13 protein-coding genes are annotated in these 17,631 nt (G+C 62.2%); 2 read left to right on the plus strand and 11 right to left on the minus strand.

Translation table 11 applies throughout. The annotated features are described in order from the left end of the window. Nucleotides 1-53: 53 nt before the first annotated feature. From OQ248_RS08670 to hutC, 5 genes are all read right to left on the minus strand, one after another. Nucleotides 54-1,022 (minus strand): ABC transporter substrate-binding protein, encoded by a 969-nt coding sequence (locus tag OQ248_RS08670; protein WP_085732540.1) that lies wholly within the window; start codon nt 1,020-1,022, stop codon nt 54-56. Between the two features lie 71 nt (nt 1,023-1,093). Beyond that, nucleotides 1,094-2,566 (minus strand): cytosine permease, encoded by a 1,473-nt coding sequence (locus OQ248_RS08675; RefSeq protein WP_265812598.1) that lies wholly within the window; start codon nt 2,564-2,566, stop codon nt 1,094-1,096. Between the two features lie 80 nt (nt 2,567-2,646). Further along, on the minus strand, nt 2,647-4,329 hold the full coding sequence (hutU, locus tag OQ248_RS08680; RefSeq protein ID WP_265812599.1) for a urocanate hydratase: 1,683 nt from the start codon (nt 4,327-4,329) through the stop codon (nt 2,647-2,649). Between the two features lie 420 nt (nt 4,330-4,749). Beyond that, a complete protein-coding gene (locus OQ248_RS08685) occupies nt 4,750-5,319 on the minus strand; it encodes a HutD family protein (RefSeq protein ID WP_265812600.1) in 570 nt (189 codons plus the stop codon). Further along, entirely contained in the window at nt 5,316-6,026 is a 711-nt protein-coding gene (gene hutC, locus OQ248_RS08690) for a histidine utilization repressor (RefSeq protein WP_162803449.1), read from the minus strand. Before hutC ends, OQ248_RS08685 begins: the two co-directional genes overlap by 4 nt. Before the next feature lie 145 nt (nt 6,027-6,171). On the opposite strand from hutC, the gene OQ248_RS08695 reads away from it, so the two are divergent. Then, complete coding sequence (locus OQ248_RS08695; protein WP_265812601.1) at nt 6,172-7,536, plus strand: formimidoylglutamate deiminase; 1,365 nt, start codon at nt 6,172-6,174, stop codon at nt 7,534-7,536. A gap of 48 nt (nt 7,537-7,584) precedes the next feature. Here OQ248_RS08695 and OQ248_RS08700 read toward each other — a convergent pair whose 3' ends face one another. Next, complete coding sequence (locus tag OQ248_RS08700) at nt 7,585-8,154, minus strand: lipocalin family protein (RefSeq protein WP_085712791.1); 570 nt, start codon at nt 8,152-8,154, stop codon at nt 7,585-7,587. 31 nt (nt 8,155-8,185) lie between these two features. After that, on the minus strand, nt 8,186-8,440 hold the full coding sequence (locus OQ248_RS08705; protein WP_007952486.1) for a hypothetical protein: 255 nt from the start codon (nt 8,438-8,440) through the stop codon (nt 8,186-8,188). Nucleotides 8,441-8,722: 282 nt separating this feature from the next. On the opposite strand from OQ248_RS08705, the gene OQ248_RS08710 reads away from it, so the two are divergent. Further along, complete coding sequence (locus tag OQ248_RS08710) at nt 8,723-10,615, plus strand: methyl-accepting chemotaxis protein (protein ID WP_205884472.1); 1,893 nt, start codon at nt 8,723-8,725, stop codon at nt 10,613-10,615. A gap of 201 nt (nt 10,616-10,816) precedes the next feature. Here OQ248_RS08710 and OQ248_RS08715 read toward each other — a convergent pair whose 3' ends face one another. From OQ248_RS08715 to OQ248_RS08730, 4 genes are all read right to left on the minus strand, one after another. Beyond that, on the minus strand, nt 10,817-11,419 hold the full coding sequence (locus tag OQ248_RS08715; RefSeq protein ID WP_265812602.1) for a DUF924 family protein: 603 nt from the start codon (nt 11,417-11,419) through the stop codon (nt 10,817-10,819). Between the two features lie 3 nt (nt 11,420-11,422). Beyond that, entirely contained in the window at nt 11,423-12,433 is a 1,011-nt protein-coding gene (locus tag OQ248_RS08720) for a class 1 fructose-bisphosphatase (protein WP_065261556.1), read from the minus strand. A gap of 195 nt (nt 12,434-12,628) precedes the next feature. After that, the gene (locus OQ248_RS08725) at nt 12,629-13,993 is read right to left on the minus strand and encodes a DUF3999 domain-containing protein (protein WP_265812603.1); all 1,365 of its coding nucleotides are present in this window, start codon (nt 13,991-13,993) and stop codon (nt 12,629-12,631) included. Further along, on the minus strand, nt 13,990-17,586 hold the full coding sequence (locus OQ248_RS08730) for a DUF2339 domain-containing protein (RefSeq protein WP_265812604.1): 3,597 nt from the start codon (nt 17,584-17,586) through the stop codon (nt 13,990-13,992). Before OQ248_RS08730 ends, OQ248_RS08725 begins: the two co-directional genes overlap by 4 nt. Between the last annotated feature and the right edge of the window lie 45 nt (nt 17,587-17,631).

Consider the following 17,631-nt stretch of genomic DNA (forward strand, 5'->3'; position numbering starts at 1 on the left):
GCGATGACGGCAATTCTCCCGGCCAGCCTCACGGTTAGCCGGGAGGTATCGACCTACAGCGCCGCGTCGATTTTCTTGGCAGCGTCGTCGCTGACCCACGCATGCCAGACCTCAGGATGTTCCTTGAGGAAGATTTTCGCCAGCTTCGGCGACTCGATCCGCTCTTTGGTCATGCGACCCAGGTTCTGGTTCAGCAGGTCGATCGGCAGGTTGACCTTTTCCAGCACGGCCACCAGCTCCGGCGCTTCCTCGTGGAAGGTCTTGGACAGGCCGACCTTGATGGTCACGCGCTTGTCGACGCCCGGTTTCTCTTCCAGTTTGACCGCGTCGATCTGGCCCATCAGCGGGGTTGGCGACCAGTAGTAGAACAGGATCGGCTCGCCGCGCTTGTAGCTCGACAGCACCGCCGCATCCAGCGCCGGACCGGTGCCCGGGCGGAAGTTGGTGTAGCTGTTTTCCAGGCCGTAGCTTTTCAGCATTTCGCTGTTGTCCAGCTCGCAGGTCCAGCCGGCCGGGCAGTTGTAGAAACGGCCCTTGGACGGCTCTTCGGCGTCCTTGAAGATTGCCGAGTATTTGCCCAGGTCAGCGATGTTTTTCAGGTCCGGCGCCTTGGCTTCGATCTTGCGCTTGGCATCGCCTTCGATCACGTAGCGCGGCACGTACCAGCCTTCCACCGCACCGACGACAGGCGCGCCGACTCCGACGACCTTGCCGGCCTTCTCGGCCTTGTTCCAGACCTCGCTGCGGCCGACCCACTCTTCGGCGAACACTTGAATATCGTTGCTGCTCAGGGCGTTTTCCATGGTGATGGAGTTGCCCGGCAGGCTGTCGGTCTTGCAGTCGTAACCTTTCTCCAGCACGACCTGCAGCACGTCGGTCAGCAACATCGCGCTTTCCCAGTTCAGGCCGGCGAACTTCACCGGTTTGCCGGATTCGCACCAGCCGGCAGCCTGGGTGGCGCCGGCACTGGCCAGCAGGCCCATGGACAGCAATGTGGTCAGCAGGGTCTTGTTCGATTTCATTGTTGTGACGCTCCTAATCATGAATTGGCTTACGGCAGTTCAAGAGGCATCCAGCCCTGTCCACGTCCAGATCAGGCCTGCGCCGCAGCGCGGCCGGTCCCGTTTGCTTCAGGTTGTACAACGCTGTTCTGCTCGACCGGCAGAATCAGGTGATCGGGCACGCTGCCGTGCCATTTCTTTGCGCACACGTAGTAAAGCGCAGCGGGCAGCACCAGACCGATGATCCACGAGATGTCCACATCACCCAGTGCGGCTACCAGCGGACCGGTATAGAACTTGGTGGAAATGAACGGCAGCTGCACCAGCACACCGAACACATAGACGCTGATACCGAGGATGTTCCAGCGGCCGTAGCGACCGTTCGGATCAGCCAGCGCCGGGACGTCGTAGTGCTCACGGGTAATGCAGTAGTAGTCCACGAGGTTGATCGCGCTCCACGGCGTGAAGAACGCCAGCAGGAACAGGATGAAAGACTTGAACGCCCCGAGGAACGAGTGCTGGCCGAGCAAGGCGATCAGGGTCGCGGCACCGACGATCACCAGCACGAACACCAGACGCTGCATCCGGCTGACCGTCAGGTGGCCACGGAAGCCGCTGATGATGGTGGCGATGCACATGAAGCTGCCGTAGGAGTTCAGGGTGGAGATGGTCACCTTGCCGAACGCGATGCTGAAGTACAGCAGCGCAGCGGTGGCACCTGTGCCGCCCAGACCGACGATGTAGGCCACTTCATGGCCGGCGAACTGGCCGTTGGCCGAAGCCGCCGCGAACACACCGAGGATCATCGCCACTTGCGCGCCGATCACCGAACCGGCACCGGCAGCAAAGAAGGTTTTCACCGAGGAAACCTTGCTCGGCAGGTAACGCGAATAGTCCGCCACGTAAGGGCCGAAGGCGATCTGCCAGGACGCCGCCAGCGACACCGCCAGCAGGAAGCTGCTCCAGCTGAAGTGACGGATTTCCAGAAGTGCACCGACGTCCACCTGACTCATCAGACGGCTGAACAGGTACACGAAAGCAATCACGCCAATGACACTGGCAATACGGCCGATCCAGTGGATCACCCGATAGCCGAGCACCGTGACCACCACGATGACACTGGCGAAAAGCAGGATGCCGACGGTGTCGCTGACCCCGAACAACTGGCCCAGCGCCTGACCCGACAGCACGGTGCCGGTGGCGGTGAAGCCGAGGTACATCAGGCACACCAGCACGATCGGAATTGCCGCGCCATACACCCCGAACTGCACACGGCTGGAGATCATCTGCGGCAGGCCCAGCTTCGGCCCTTGCGCCGCGTGCAGCGCCATGACGCCGCCGCCCAGCAGTTGACCGATCAACAGACCGATCAGCGACCAGAACACGTCGCCGCCCAGCACCACGGCCAGGGCCCCGGTGACAATCGCAGTGATTTGCAGGTTGGCACCCATCCACAGGGTGAACTGACTGAATAGACGACCGTGTCTTTCCGCTTCCGGGATGTAGTCGATCGAACGCCTTTCGATCAACGGTTTGTTGCTTGCACGATCGGTGTTGCCAGCCATGATTCAACCTCTGTGGATTGTTCTGGGTTTTGTTGTTGTATTGGCTTGCGCGGGAGCGAGCACGCTCGCTCCCGCCGTTTTTATTTGCCGGTGATCATCGGCAGGTTCAGCCCTTGCTCCTTGGCGCAGTCGATGGCGATCTGGTAACCGGCATCGGCGTGACGCATCACACCGGTGCCCGGGTCGTTGTGCAGCACGCGAGCGATACGCTCGGCTGCTTCGTCCGTACCGTCGCAGACGATCACCATGCCCGAGTGCTGCGAGAAGCCCATGCCGACACCACCGCCATGGTGCAGGGAAACCCAGGTCGCGCCGCTCGCGGTGTTGAGCAAAGCGTTGAGCAGTGGCCAGTCGGAAACGGCATCCGAGCCATCCTGCATCGATTCGGTTTCACGGTTCGGGCTCGATACCGAGCCGGAGTCGAGGTGGTCGCGACCGATCACGATCGGCGCCGACAGCTCGCCGCGACGGACCATTTCGTTGAACGCCAGACCGAGCTTGGCGCGCTGGCCCAGACCGACCCAGCAGATACGCGCCGGCAGACCCTGGAAGCTGATGCGCTCGCGGGCCATGTCCAGCCAGTTGTGCAGGTGCGCGTCGTCCGGGATCAGTTCTTTGACCTTGGCGTCGGTCTTGTAGATGTCTTCAGCGTTGCCCGACAGCGCCGCCCAACGGAACGGGCCGATGCCACGGCAGAACAGCGGACGGATGTAGGCCGGGACGAAACCCGGGAAGTCGAAAGCGTTTTCCACGCCTTCTTCCTGAGCCATCTGACGGATGTTGTTGCCGTAGTCGAAGGTCGGGATGCCTTGCTTCTGGAAGGCGAGCATGGCTTTGACGTGCACCGCCATCGATTGCTTGGCAGCCTTGATCACAGCGGCCGGTTCGGTCTTGGCGCGGGCGCGGTATTCGTCCCAGGTCCAGCCGGCCGGCAGGTAGCCGTTGAGCGGATCGTGGGCGCTGGTCTGGTCGGTGACCATGTCCGGGCGCACGCCGCGACGGACCAGTTCCGGGAGGATTTCGGCGGCGTTGCCCAGCAGCGCGATGGAGATGGCCTTGCCTTCCTTGGTGTACTTCTCGATGCGCGCCAGGGCGTCGTCGAGGTCTTTGGCCTGCTCGTCGACGTAACGGCTTTTCAGGCGGAAATCGATGCTCACCTGCTGGCATTCAATGTTCAGCGAGCAGGCACCGGCCAAAGTTGCCGCCAGAGGTTGGGCGCCGCCCATGCCACCGAGGCCGGCGGTCAGGACCCAGCGGCCCTTGAGGTTGGAGTTGTAATGCTGGCGACCGGCCTCGACGAAGGTTTCGTAAGTGCCCTGGACGATGCCCTGGCTGCCGATGTAGATCCAGCTGCCGGCGGTCATCTGGCCGTACATGGCCAGGCCCTTGGCGTCGAGTTCGTTGAAGTGTTCCCAGGTCGCCCAGTGCGGCACCAGGTTGGAGTTGGCGATCAGTACGCGCGGCGCGTTGCTGTGGGTCTTGAACACGCCGACCGGTTTGCCGGACTGCACCAGCAGGGTTTCGTCGTCGTTCAGGTTGGTCAGGCTTTCAACGATCTTGTCGTAGCACTCCCAGTTACGCGCGGCGCGGCCGATGCCACCGTAGACCACCAGCTCTTTCGGGTTCTCGGCCACTTCCGGGTCGAGGTTGTTCATCAGCATGCGCAGCGGCGCTTCGGTCAGCCAGCTCTTGGCGGTCAGCTTGTTGCCGCGCGCTGCACGAATTTCAACGTCACGGAATTTAGTAGTTTTTGCGTCAGTCACGAAAAAGACTCCTCAGCGATCAATTCAAACCAACCCTGGCGATGGGCAAGCGGCTTGTGCGCTTCAATGCGCGACAAGCGAATCAGGGACGCTGCGGAGAACCTCTGACGACTCATACGCATACGTCTTTACTTGTACATACAAGCATATGCAATCAAGCGGCCAACTTGTTGGAGGGTTGATCAATAAAAATGCGGAGACGGCTGGAGGACGCCTGAATCAAGGGTTGTGGCGTGTATGAATTTTTTCGCGAGATGGGTTTGAACAAGCGGAAGGCGAGTTCATGTGCGTGGTTTTGCGCCACGCTGGGGCGTTCGGTAACAAGTTGGTGCGCGTTCGGGAACGTCGGGATGAAAAAAACCGCCGCTCTCAACAGCCCCTACAGGCACTGTTCAAAGCGGCGGTTTTTCACGAGTCGGATCAGCGTGCAGTCAGTTCGATCACACAGCAGCCCGCGTTGACGGCGATTTCCACCAGACCGGTGTTGCCGTCCAGTTGCAGGCAATCATGCCGGCCAAGTTGCGCAGCACTGTCACCGACCTGCACTTGCAGCAACTCGCTGACACTGAAAACGAGAACGGTGCCGGCGGAGCTGAAAAATCGCTGCTCGCCATCCAGCCACTGCAAGCGTGCGCTGTAACGCTGCGGCGCGTAGATCAGGTTGAAATCGCGGATCGCCCCGCCGAGCAGGGTGCATGAGACCTGGCTTTCGCCGCTGAAGGCAAACGGGTCGAGGGGTAACAGCGGCCGGGTGTCGTCACCGTCGACGCACAAGGTCATGCCGTCGCCCTGCAACACCGTGATCACCCGTTGATAACCGGTGAACGTCGAGAAGCCGCCGGATTCGGCGATGTCGGCAATCGACAGGCGCCAGCCGAAACCGTCGAGGCCGGCACCGGCGTCACGGGTGATTTCTTCGGTGCTGCCGCCGCCGTTTTTCCACGGCATGCGCGGGTAGCCTTCGGCGCGTAAAACCTTCAACTCTTTCATTTATGGAACCGACCTTCCAGACGATGACGGGAACCGGGGTGGATCAGGCGAGCTGCGGTCACCGGCTGACGGCCCGACCAGGTGCGACGGCGGATCAGCAGGCACGGCTCGCCTTTTTCGATCTGCAGCAGTTTGCATTCGGACGGCTCGGCGAGGATCGCTTCGACCACATGCTCGCCTTCGGTCAGCGGCGCGACCTGGTTCAGATAGGCGTATGGCGTTTGCAGGGTGAAGTCCTGCTTGAGGTATTCCGGGGCGACCAGCGCGTTAACGAAACGGTCTTCGATCTGCACCGGAATGTCGTTTTCGTAATGCACGATCAGCGAGTGGAACACCTTCTGCCCTTCGCGCATATCCAGCGCCAGGGCGCGTTCGGAACCGGCGGCCTCTTCCTCCAGAGTGATCACCTGGCAGGTGTGGCGATGGCCACGGGAGGCGATTTCGTCGGCGATGTTGTGCACTTCGAACAGCGCGGACTGACTCTTCGGCTCGGCGACGAAGGTGCCGACGCCCTGCATGCGTACCAGCAGACCGTCGGCGGTCATTTCCCGCAGCGCGCGGTTGATGGTCATGCGGCTGAAGCCCAGCTGGCTGACCAGCTCGCTTTCCGACGGCACGCGGTAATGCGGCGGCCAGTTACCACTGTCGATCTGCTGGGTGATCATCTGTTTGACGCGGGCGTACAAGGGCGCCGGACTGTCGCCCATGTTCGCGGCCAACGGAGAAACTGGAGGCGGAGTCGGCACGATGGATCCCTGTTCATTGGATAAGGTTGCTAGCTTGCCGGAGTTTACCGGGCAGGCAAACGTCTGTATATGTATATACAAATAACACACGATGGGGTGCTGAACCATGTCCGCCTTCTTTGCCGAACGCGCGCTGCTGCCTAACGGATGGGCCAACAATGTACGTCTCGAGGTCAGCGCCGACGGCGTATTGACCCGAATTCAGGCCGATTCCACCGCAGAAGGCGCCGAACGGCTGAGCGGTCCGCTGCTGCCGGGCATGCCGAATCTGCACTCCCACGCGTTCCAGCGAGCAATGGCCGGGCTGGCGGAAGTGGCCGGCAATCCCAATGACAGTTTCTGGACCTGGCGCGATCTGATGTACCGGCTCGTCGGAAAAATCAGCCCGGACCAGCTCGGCGTGATTGCCCGTCAGCTGTACATCGAAATGCTCAAGGCCGGTTACACCTCGGTCGCCGAATTCCATTACGTTCACCACGATCACAACGGTCAGCCGTACGCCGATCCGGCCGAGCTGGCGTTGCGTATCAGCCAGGCCGCCAGCTCCGCCGGCATCGGCCTGACACTGTTGCCGGTGCTTTACAGCCACAGCGGTTTCGGCGGCCAGACGCCGAACGAAGGCCAGCGCCGATTCATCAACAGCACCGAAAACTACCTGAAACTGCAATCGCGCCTGCAACCGTTGCTGGCGCAGCAGAAGGCTCAGTCGCTGGGATTGTGTTTCCACTCGTTGCGCGCGGTCACCCCGCAGCAGATCAGCGAAGTGCTGGCGTCTAGCGACAAGCAATGCCCGGTGCACATCCACATCGCCGAACAGCAGAAGGAAGTCGACGACTGCCTGAGCTGGAGCGGTCGCCGCCCGTTGCAATGGCTGTATGAAAACACCGAAGTCGATCAGCGCTGGTGCCTGGTCCACGCCACCCACGCCAATCCGGAAGAAGTCACGCTGATGGCCAAGAGTCGCGCCATCGCCGGCCTGTGCCTGACCACCGAAGCCAACCTCGGCGACGGGATTTTCCCGGCGGTGGATTTCCTCGCTCAGGGCGGACGCATGGGCATCGGTTCCGACAGCCATGTGTCGTTGAGCGTGGTGGAAGAATTGCGTTGGCTGGAATACGGCCAGCGTCTGCGCGATCAACGGCGCAACCGCTTGTATGGCGCGGATCAGCCGATGGTTGGCCGCACGTTGTATGACGCCGCACTGGACGGTGGCGCTCAGGCGCTGGGCCAGCCGATCGGCGCGCTGGAGGTCGGCAAACGCGCCGACTGGATTGTGCTCGATGGCACGGATCCGTACCTGGCCACGGCCAGCGGTGACGGGATCCTCAACCGCTGGCTGTTTGCTGGTGGCGACCGCCAGGTGCGCGACGTGCTGGTCAACGGCCAGTGGGTCGTTCGCGACGGGCGACATGCCGGGGAAGAGGATAGCAATCGCGCCTTCACCCAGGTCCTGCGAGAGCTTTTGGGCTGACACAAAAAAACCTGTGGAGGGCAACCTCCACAGGTTTTTTGTTGCGCGTCAGTTGGACGTCTTGGCCATCTGCTGATCCGACGCCCGCCAGATCAAGCGCGTGGTGTCATAACCCTGCTGGCGCGCCTTGCTCAGCAGTTCTTCGCGCACCACACCATTTACGGTCGGCGTGCGCGACAACAGCCACAGGTAGCGTCGGCTCGGGTCGCCAACGATGGCGGTCTTGTAGTCGTCACTGACGTACAGCACCCAGTATTGGCCCTTCGCCGAGCCCGGAATCAGCCGCGAGAACCAGGTATCGAACTCGACCCACAACTTGTCGGTCTTGCCCGGCACCTGTGGATAAGCCGTGCCCTTGACCTCTTCCCATTGCCAGTCCTTGGTCAGGCAACGGTTGAACACGCCCAGGTTGCCGTCCGATTCGAGCGTGTAACGGGCTTCGGATTGTGCGCAGTTGCGCTGGAAATACATCGGCAGTCGCGCCAGCTCGTACCAGGTACCCTGATAACGCTTGAGATTGACGCTGTGGACTGTCTTGGGCGCCAGCGGATCTTCGCCGGTGGTGGCGCAGCCGGCCAGTACCAGGCCGGCAAAAAGGACAAGCAATAACCGCTTCATTGTTTTTCTCCCGTGGGCGCGTAGCCCCGGTTTACTTCAGGCCTTGGCCGGAAAACATCAACACTTTGTCACCGGCGTACTGCACGCTGATAAAGCTGTTCTTGTCGCCCCAGGTGCAACTGGACATGCCGAGCGCACCCGAGCAATCAGTGGGCTTGCCGAGCAGCGTCTCCACTTCGGCCTTGGCCATGCCGGCCGAGAGCTTCGAGTAGTTTTCCTGATTGACCTTGCTGCATGCGGCCAGCAGCACGCAAAACGACAGAAGGGCGATAGATCGCAGCGACATGGTGTAACTCCTGGAACGGAAGGGGGATGGCCTGGCGCCAACCAGAAGCTTAGAAGAGAAAACCCCTGTCTGGTTCCCTCGGCAGGTGGCTATTTATTGGCCCGCTCGTCCGGCATTCATCGGTAAATCAGACACTTTGTAGGGCTATTGAGCATTTCGTCGCCTTTAACAAAAGCGTCCTCATCTTTGTCGCGCGGCGGTCGAAATAAGAGCAGCGCAAAGCCCGAGAGTGTGGCAAATTGCCGCCCTTTCTTGACCAGCCCCTTCGCGGTAGCTCACTTAATGACCAGAAACATGAAATTCAGCCACAAGATCTTGTTGGCTGCCGCCCTCGTGGTGGCCGTAGCGTTCGCCTGTTTCATTTTGTTCAACGACTATCGACAACGCGAAGCCCTGCAAAGCAGCACCGAAGCGTCCATGCAGGAACTGGGCAGCCTGACCACCAGCAACATCCAGACCTGGCTGGAAAGCCGCATCCAGCTGCTGCAATCGATGTCGCAGCAGGTTGTCGCCGACGGCAGCGCCCCGGCCAGCCTGAAACGCATCATCGATCTGCCCGCCTACACCGGCAATTTCCAGCTCAGCTATTTCGGCGGCGCCGACGGCGTGATGTTCTCGGTCCCGGCCGGCAATCGCGCGCCGGACTACGACCCGCGCGCCCGTGGCTGGTACAAGGCCGCGAACAGCGCGCAGCAGACCATCGTCACCGAACCGTACATCGCCGCGTCGTCGGGCAAACTGGTGATCACCGTCGCCACCCCGGTGCAGCGTCAGGGCCAGATGATCGGTGTGGCCGGCGCCGACATCGACCTGACCAGCGTCAGCGCGATCATCAACTCGCTGAACTTCGGCGGCCACGGCCACGCGTTCATCGTCAGTGCCGACGGCAAAATCCTGATCCACCCGGACAGCAAACTGGTGCTCAAGACCCTGGCCGAGGCCTACCCAAGCGGTGCGCCGAAAGTCAGTCCGGGCCTGAAAGAAGTCGAGTTCGACGGCAAGACCCAGTTGATCTCCTTCACCCGCGTCAACGGCGTGCCGTCGGCCGACTGGTACGTGGGCCTGGTGCTGGACAAGGACACCGCGTTCTCGATGCTCAGCGAGTTCCGCACCTCGGCACTGATCGCCATGGTCATCGCCGTGGTGATCATCATCGCCCTGCTCGGCATGCTGATCCGCGTACTGATGCAACCGCTGCTGACCATGGGCCGCGCCATGCATGACATCGCCGAAGGCGAAGGCGACCTGACCAAGCGTCTGGTGATCCATGGCCACGACGAGTTCGGGGCGCTGGGTTTGTCGTTCAACCGTTTCGTCGAGCGTATCCACACCTCGATCCGCGAAGTGTCCTCGGCCACCGGGCAAGTCAACGAAGTCGCCCTGCGCGTGGTCGCGGCGTCCAACTCGTCGATGTTCAATTCCGACCAGCAGGCCTCGCGCACCAACAGCGTGGCCGCCGCGATCAACCAGCTCGGCGCCGCCGCCCAGGAAATCGCCCAGAACGCCGCCCTCGCCTCGCAGCATTCCAGCGACGCGCGCAGCCTGGCGGTCGACGGCCAGCAGGTTGTGGATAAAACCATCCACGCGATGCAGCAACTGTCGGCGAAGATCAGCGACTCTTGCGGCAACATCGAAACCCTGAACAGCAACACCGTGAACATCGGGCAGATTCTGGAAGTGATCACCAGCATCTCCCAGCAGACCAACCTGCTGGCGCTCAACGCCGCCATCGAAGCCGCCCGTGCCGGTGAGGCCGGTCGCGGTTTCGCCGTGGTCGCCGACGAAGTGCGCAACCTGGCGCACCGCACCCAGGATTCGGCGCAGCAAGTGCAAAGCATGATCGAAGAACTGCAGGTCGGCGCACGTCAGGCCGTCGGCATCATGACCGAGAGCCAACGCGAGAGCGAAAGCAGCGTCGGCATCGCCAACCAGGCCGGCGAACGCCTGGAAAGCGTGACCCAGCGCATCGGCGAGATCGACGGCATGAACCAGTCGGTGGCGACCGCGACCGAAGAGCAGACAGCGGTGGTCGAGTCGATCAACGTCGACATCAACGAGATCAACACGCTGAACCAGGAAGGTGTGGAGAACTTGCAGGCGACGCTGCGCGCTTGTGCGGATCTGGAGCAGCAGGCGGCGCGACTCAAGCAGTTGGTGGGCAGCTTCCGAATCTAAGATCAAGAGCTACCCCCTCACCCCAGCCCTCTCCCCCGATGGGGGCGAGGGGGAAAGGGAGCCTATCGGAGGCTTTTCAAACCTGAGTTCGACTCAGGACTCTCAGGTCGATGTATAGCGCATAAACAACGCGGTCAGTCCCCTCTCCCTCCGGGAGAGGGTTAGGGTGAGGGCCGTTTTTTGAGGTTGCCGAAAATCGCCCTAAAACTGCGAACCCGGCTCTTTCAAAAACTCCAACTCCTCCGCCGTAGACTCCCGCCCCAACACCGCATTGCGATGCGGAAACCGTCCAAACCGCGCAATCACCCGCTGATGCCGCTCGGCATAATCCAGGTTGTCGGCAAACACCCCGCGCTCCGCCTCAGGCTGTTCGGCCACCAATTCGATGAATCGCGAGACCGCTTCATTCTGCACCGCGAGGTTTTCGCAGTGTTCGAAGACGAGGTAGATGAAGAGTCGCTGAATCGGTTTCAACTGCCGGTCGAAATCCGCCGCGATGCCTTGGGCAACCAGTTTCTGCGCCCGCAGATCGCCGGAAAAAGCCTTGGGTGTATCGCGAAAGATCATTCGCGGGAGTTGATCGAGCAGCAGCACTACCGCCAGCCAACCTTCGGGACGTTGCGTCCACTCGGTCAATTCGCCGGCGAGGGCCTGATCGACAAAGACCCCGAAACGCTCACGCGCTTCGAGGTCCTGACTGTCTTTCTTGCCGAACCACAACTTGCCCTGTTGCGCCGTCACTTCAGTCGCTGACCCGGCATGACCGAACCACCAATCGAGCAACGGCTGCCAGGGTGCGGTCATGGTTTATTCCTTGTGGTAAGCCGTGGCACGGGCGACTTCTTCTTTCGAGCCGAGGAACACCGCTACGCGCTGGTGCAGGCCTTCAGGCTGGATGTCGAGGATGCGCTGGTGACCGTCGGTGGAAGCGCCGCCTGCCTGTTCCACCAGGAACGACATCGGGTTGGCTTCGTACATCAGGCGCAGTTTGCCTGGCTTGGACGGCTCGCGGCTGTCGCGCGGGTACATGAACAGACCGCCACGGGTCAGGATGCGGTGCACGTCGGCAACCATCGCCGCGACCCAGCGCATGTTGTAGTTCTTCTTCAGCGGGCCTTCTTCACCGGCCAGCAGTTCCGAAACATAGCGCTGTACCGGGGCTTCCCAGTGACGCTGGTTGGACATGTTGATCGCAAATTCCTGGGTGCTTTCAGGAATGGTGATGTCTTCGTGGGTCAGTACGAAGCTGCCCATTTCGCGGTCCAGGGTGAAGCCCTTCACGCCGTTGCCCAGGGTCAGGATCAGCATGGTCTGCGGACCGTAGATCGCGTAACCGGCTGCAACCTGCTGGGTACCTGGCTGCAGGAAGGCCTTTTCGTTCAGGGCTTCGTTCTGGCTCAGGTATTCGTTCGGGCAGCGCAGTACCGAGAAGATGGTGCCGACCGGGGCGTTGATGTCGATGTTCGACGAACCGTCCAGCGGGTCGAATACCAGCAGGTAGGCGCCTTTCGGGTATTTGCCCGGGATCTGGTAGGCGTTGTCCATTTCTTCGGACGCCATGCCGGCCAGGTGACCGCCCCACTCGTTGGCTTCGAGCAGGATTTCGTTCGACAGCACGTCGAGTTTCTTCTGCACTTCGCCTTGCACGTTTTCCGTGCCCATGCTGCCCAGAACACCGCCGAGGGCGCCTTTGGACACGGCGTGGCTGATCTCTTTGCAGGCACGCGCCACCACTTCGATCAGGAAGCGCAGATCGGCAGGAGTGTTGTTGCTGCGGGTCTGCTCAATCAAATAGCGACTCAGGGTAACGCGGGACATGGACGGCTCCGGTGGAATGGGGGGCTGAAAACCCGCGCAGTTTACAGGGAGTCTGAAACCGTAGCGAGCAATGACGCCCGCTAACGTGCGTCGGGTGCAATTCCTGCTATCAGACGTGATCGAACCGGGAGAGTTCAGGCACGGGATTCAGCGTAGTTGGAAACCCGACGGGTGTGCAGGCCACACCCGTCATATTCAGGACTTGGCCGGCGGCTTGCGCAGCAGACTGAAGGCCATCGCGGCCAGAAACAGCACACTTAACAGTAATACCGCCCACAATCCGATTTTCTTCCAGTTGGTCTCGGCGACAGCTGCTGTCGTCGCCGTCGATATCTGCGTCGCGACTGCCTCTCCCTGCACCGTGGCCTTGCCCAGCGTGGCCAGTTTCTCCGGCTTGAAATCGGGGATCAGCGTGGTCAGCGGCAGGTTTGCCGTTCTCACCGTCGGATTGCCCAGCGCCAGGCTGTAAGGCCCGTCACCCCGGGCGAGGAAGATCACCTGGGTCGCACGTACCGCGTACTTGAGGCTCGGCGCCTGCTCGCCGAGGCCGCCGCCGCGTTCGTCGACTGTCAGTTTCAACTGCTGGACGGTCTGCCCGTAAAGCTGCAATTCGTTCTGCACCACGTCCTGGCCATTCTGGGTCAGGCGATAGAGCAGACCGCTGCTCAACGGTTGCCACGGCAGACTGGTTTCGCGGCGCCCCGCCAGCGTCACCGGCGCCAGGCTGTTGGGTTGTTTCAACTCGACCTGGACCCGCTCGACATTCAGCCCCATCGGCAACTGCCAGGTGTATTCCCCGGCCTTGGTGCTGCTGCCGGCCAGCGCCGGCGACCAGACCAGCGGCAACGGCAGGTTTTGCGGGTCGCTGCTTTTCAGTTGCGCCGAGGTCAAGGTCGGTGCCGCATTGGGTGAATCCCACAGCAGGCGCAGATAACGCGCTGATTGCCCCGGCAGCGCGACTTCATGTTGTTCGATGCGCTCATCGGAAAAAGTCAGGCGCGCGACCTGGCCTTCACCCCACGGTTGCCAGTGCTGCAGGTCGTCGCTGGCCTCGATGCTGAAACGCTGGAAGCCGTCGCGCTCGCTGGTCCAGTCGAGGATCAGTTGCTGCAACGGTGCCTTGATCGCGCTGGCATCCAGCAGCCAGCCGCGCAGCACTTCCTCGCCCGCTTCCAGTTGGCTGGAGGGTTGCACTTCCACCAGCGTGCCGGTAGTCGTGGACTGCACGCGCACGCTCGGCGCGCGTTCGGTGGCATCCGCCGAGTTGTACAGCGGAAACCATTTCACTGCGTTCACGCGACCGTCATCGCGGGTCTGTGCCGATTCCCGGGCCAGCGCGTAGGCCTGCGGTTCACCGGCGGCGTTGAATACCCGCAGATCGCTGAGATCGGTCTGGCGCGCCTGCAACTGCACGCTCAGCGGCAGTTCGAGGCGATACCACGGGCCGGAGCCGCTGACCGACAATGGCACCTGAGCGGCGAAGTCCGCCGGTTTTTCCTGGGCGCCGGCCGTCATGGCCACGCCCAGCAACAGCCACCCGAGATTAAGCTTGCGACTCAAGACGACACTCCTTCGGTTTCCGGGGCCGGTTTGTCCGCCGCCGGTGCAGCTTCGACGCGTTTGGGCGGCAGTGGCGCGAAGTAACCCACCACCAGCAGCAACACGCCGACGCCGATAAACGAGACGATCCGGGCCAGCCCGCCACGGTTGCTCAATTCGACAAAAATCAGTTTGGCCACCACCAGCGCAATCAGCGCCGCGCCGATCAGCCACACTTCGCGGCGATGGCGCAGGTGCCCGCCGATCATCAGCCCGAGCGCCATCAGCGTCCAGACGATGGACAACCCGGCCTGCACCAGCATCGATTCAAGCAACAGGTCCAGCTCGAACGGGATCCCCGCCCAGTGGTGCGCGGCGCGGGTCACCAGCGCGGTGCAGAAGGCGAACAGCGAAACACCGGCGATCAGTTGCGAAGCGTAAACGGCGTAATCCTTGCGGATCGACAGCTCGGTTACCGCACTGCGCGACCAGACATAAACGCTGAACAACGCGATCAGCAGGCCCAGCTCCAGCGGGTTGATCAGCGGCACGTAAGGCAGCGGTTCGGCGTTGCCGTCGCTTACTCCGTTCGCCAGCCAGAACCAGATCAGCATCAACACCGCCAGCGGCGCCGCCGCGTACAAACGGTACTCGCGAGAGAACGCCGCCACCGGCCAAGGCCAGGTGCGCGGCGCGGCCATCAGCAACAGATACACGCTTGGCAGAATCGCCCAGCCCAGCCAGCGCCAGGCATTGTATTGCTCGGACAACAGCATCAGGCCGTAGCGCAGCTCCAGCGCCAGCACGCCGATCAGCAGCCAGCAACCGAGCACATGCGCGGTGCTCAAGGCTCGCGCCGGCAGCATCGGCGCCAGACGCCGCAGGCTGAAGAAATGCACCGCGAACACGGCCGCCCACGCCAGCCAGCCGAAGTTGGCCGCCGGGTGATAACGCGAGTGCCACGCGGCGAGCAACACCAGTCCGGCTGCCGGTATCAGCAAGGTGCAGAGCAACCCGAGCGACGGCCATTTCAGGCGCAATGCCAACACGGTCCACAACGCGACACTCAACGTGGCGACCAGCAGCAACAACGTCGCCTGCAGATTCAGCGGCGCAAAACGCAGCACTTCACTGATCCACGCCAATGCCCACCAACCGGCGCCCCACACCAGCAGCACTTCGGACAACCGCTTCAAGCTCAGCACATCGAACGCCGAAGCGTGATTGCCCAGTTGCAGGCGCCACGCACCGATCATCGCCGCCAGACCCAGCACCAGAGGCGTCCAGAATCCGCCATGGGCCAGCGGCCGCAGACCTTCGCTGGACAGCGGCCCGAGCAACTCGGGACCGGCAAGCAAAAACGCCGCGCCGCCGATCAGTTGCAACAACAGACCGAAGACAAAACTCACGCGCTGCTTGAGGTACAGACTGAGCCAGATGATCAGCAAGCCACTGGCCGCCCACACCGCGCTTGCGGTCTGCCACGGCAGCACGAACAACACCGCCAGATTGATCAGCACCAACCCCGCCAGCAGCACCACCGACAAACCGCGCAACAGGCGAACATCGCTGCGCACCATCTCGTCGCGTGCCGCCAGCAGCATGCCGGCGATCAGTGCCAGACCGATCAGCGAGGCGCTGAGCAAACCGCTCCAGCCAGCGCTGAACACGGCTGCCGAATCTTCGCTCGCCCCTTGCAGGCGCAACAGGAACAACGCACCGCCCAGCAGTTGCACCGCAAATGCGCAGAACAGGAACGTCCGCGATTGCAGGCGCAAGCCGACGAACAAAGTCACCAGTCCGGCCAGGGCCCAACTGATTGCCGTGAACTGGACGAAGAAAAACAACGGCGCCAGCAGATAGAGAAAAGTCAGACCAAGACTCGCCAATACCGGCAGGCCTTGGCGTTCCCATGCCGAGGTGTGCTCCGCCGGGGCTTTGCGCAGTTGATAGAAACTGAACAGCAGCGCCAACCCGAGCATCAACGCCCCCAGCGGCGCACCGTCGAGCAGGCTGCTTTCACCGACACGCAACTGGCTGAGAAACGCCAGCGCCGAGCCCAGTTGCAGCAGCAACGCGAAGGCCCTGGCCAACGGCCGGTGCTGACGCAGGCCGAGCCAGAAAATCCCCGCGCCCTCCACCGCCCAGGCCGCGGACGTCCAGCGTGCATCCAGCCCCAATGGAATCGCCAGGCTGGCGAAAATCACTCCGAGCGCAAGGCACGTTTCGCCCAGCAACAAAGCGCGACCGCCCATCAGCACCCGGGCGAGCGCCATGTAAATCATGCCCAGTGCCAATGCGCTGAACGCAGCGGCAAATTCCAGATGCTGCACCAACGCGAATTGCAGACCGAAACCCACCAGCGGCGGCCCGAACAGCATCGTGCCGTCGACGTAATCACCCTTGCGCGCCGACCACTGCAGCAGCGCCTCGCGATCGCTTTCTGCCGGGGCGTCCGGCATGTCCAGCAGCTTGCGTCGGGCGAACAGCAGGCCGATAGCCAGGTACATCAGGAAGAACAGAATCAGGAACGGCTCGGTGCTCCACAACAGTTCCGGCGCATACGAACGCACGCCCCAGGCGAAACCGATGCCGAAAGTGCCGGCGAAACCGATCAGGTTGAGCAGGCGCCACGCCTTGAACCACGCAATGGCCAGGATGCCTGCGTTGAGCAACGCGAAATAGCTGAACAGCGCGACATGGTTGCCGGCGCCGGTGGACGTCAGGATCGGCGCGGCGAAACCGCCCAATGCCGCGACGCAGGCCAGGGCCAGGGAATCCTGGGTGATGGCCAGAATGGCCGAGAACACCGTCACTGCGACCAGCAAACCCAGCGCGGCGGACGGATCGAGCAGCGGATGCAGGCGCATCGCCGCGAACACCGTGAGGTACAACACCGCGATCCCGGTGCCTTGCAGCATCAAGGCGTAGCTCGTGTTGCGATGGCGTAACCACCAGCCCAGCGCCAGCAATCCCAGCGCCGCCGCCGCGACCCCGGCATAACGCATTTCGATCGGCACCACCATGCCTTCGGTGGCGTAGCGCAGCAGGAAGGCCAGGCCGAAGAACAGCAGCACCACGCCGACCCGCAGCACGGTGTTGCCACCGAACAGCCAGTTGCGCGCCGCACTAATGCCGCGCTCGATGAGGTTCGGGCCACGGGGTTCGGCAGGTTGCTGCGGTTCGGGAGTGTCAGGGGTTACGGCGTCGAGCTGCCAGACATCCGCCGGCAAAGGTTGACTGGTTTCGCTGGCCACAGCGGAGATCGGTTCAAGTTCGGGCGGCAGTTCCCAGACCAGCTCGGGGGCGTTGGCAGGGGCTTCTTCGGCGACCAGGACCGGCTCGACAGCGGCCTCTGGGGCCGGCTCGACACTGGGCGGCGTGACACGCACACCGGCGCCTTCGAGCAGAAACAGCCGCTGTTCGACAGCCTGCAAGGCGACTTTCGCCTGTTCAAGTTGAGTCTTGTGCTCGGCACTCTGCGAGCCGAGCCGGGCGATCCGGATCGTCTGGCCAATCACCAGGCCCAGTAGCGCGCCCAACAGTGCGGTACTGAACGACTCGTCGAGCAGCCAACCGAGCAGCAGCCCGATCAACATGAACATCCATTGCATGGTCGATATCCCTGAACAGCCCCGGAACGGGGCGAAATCAGGGCT

The organism is Pseudomonas sp. COW5 (genome assembly GCF_026240005.1).
GTDB classification, from domain to species: domain Bacteria; phylum Pseudomonadota; class Gammaproteobacteria; order Pseudomonadales; family Pseudomonadaceae; genus Aquipseudomonas; species Aquipseudomonas kribbensis.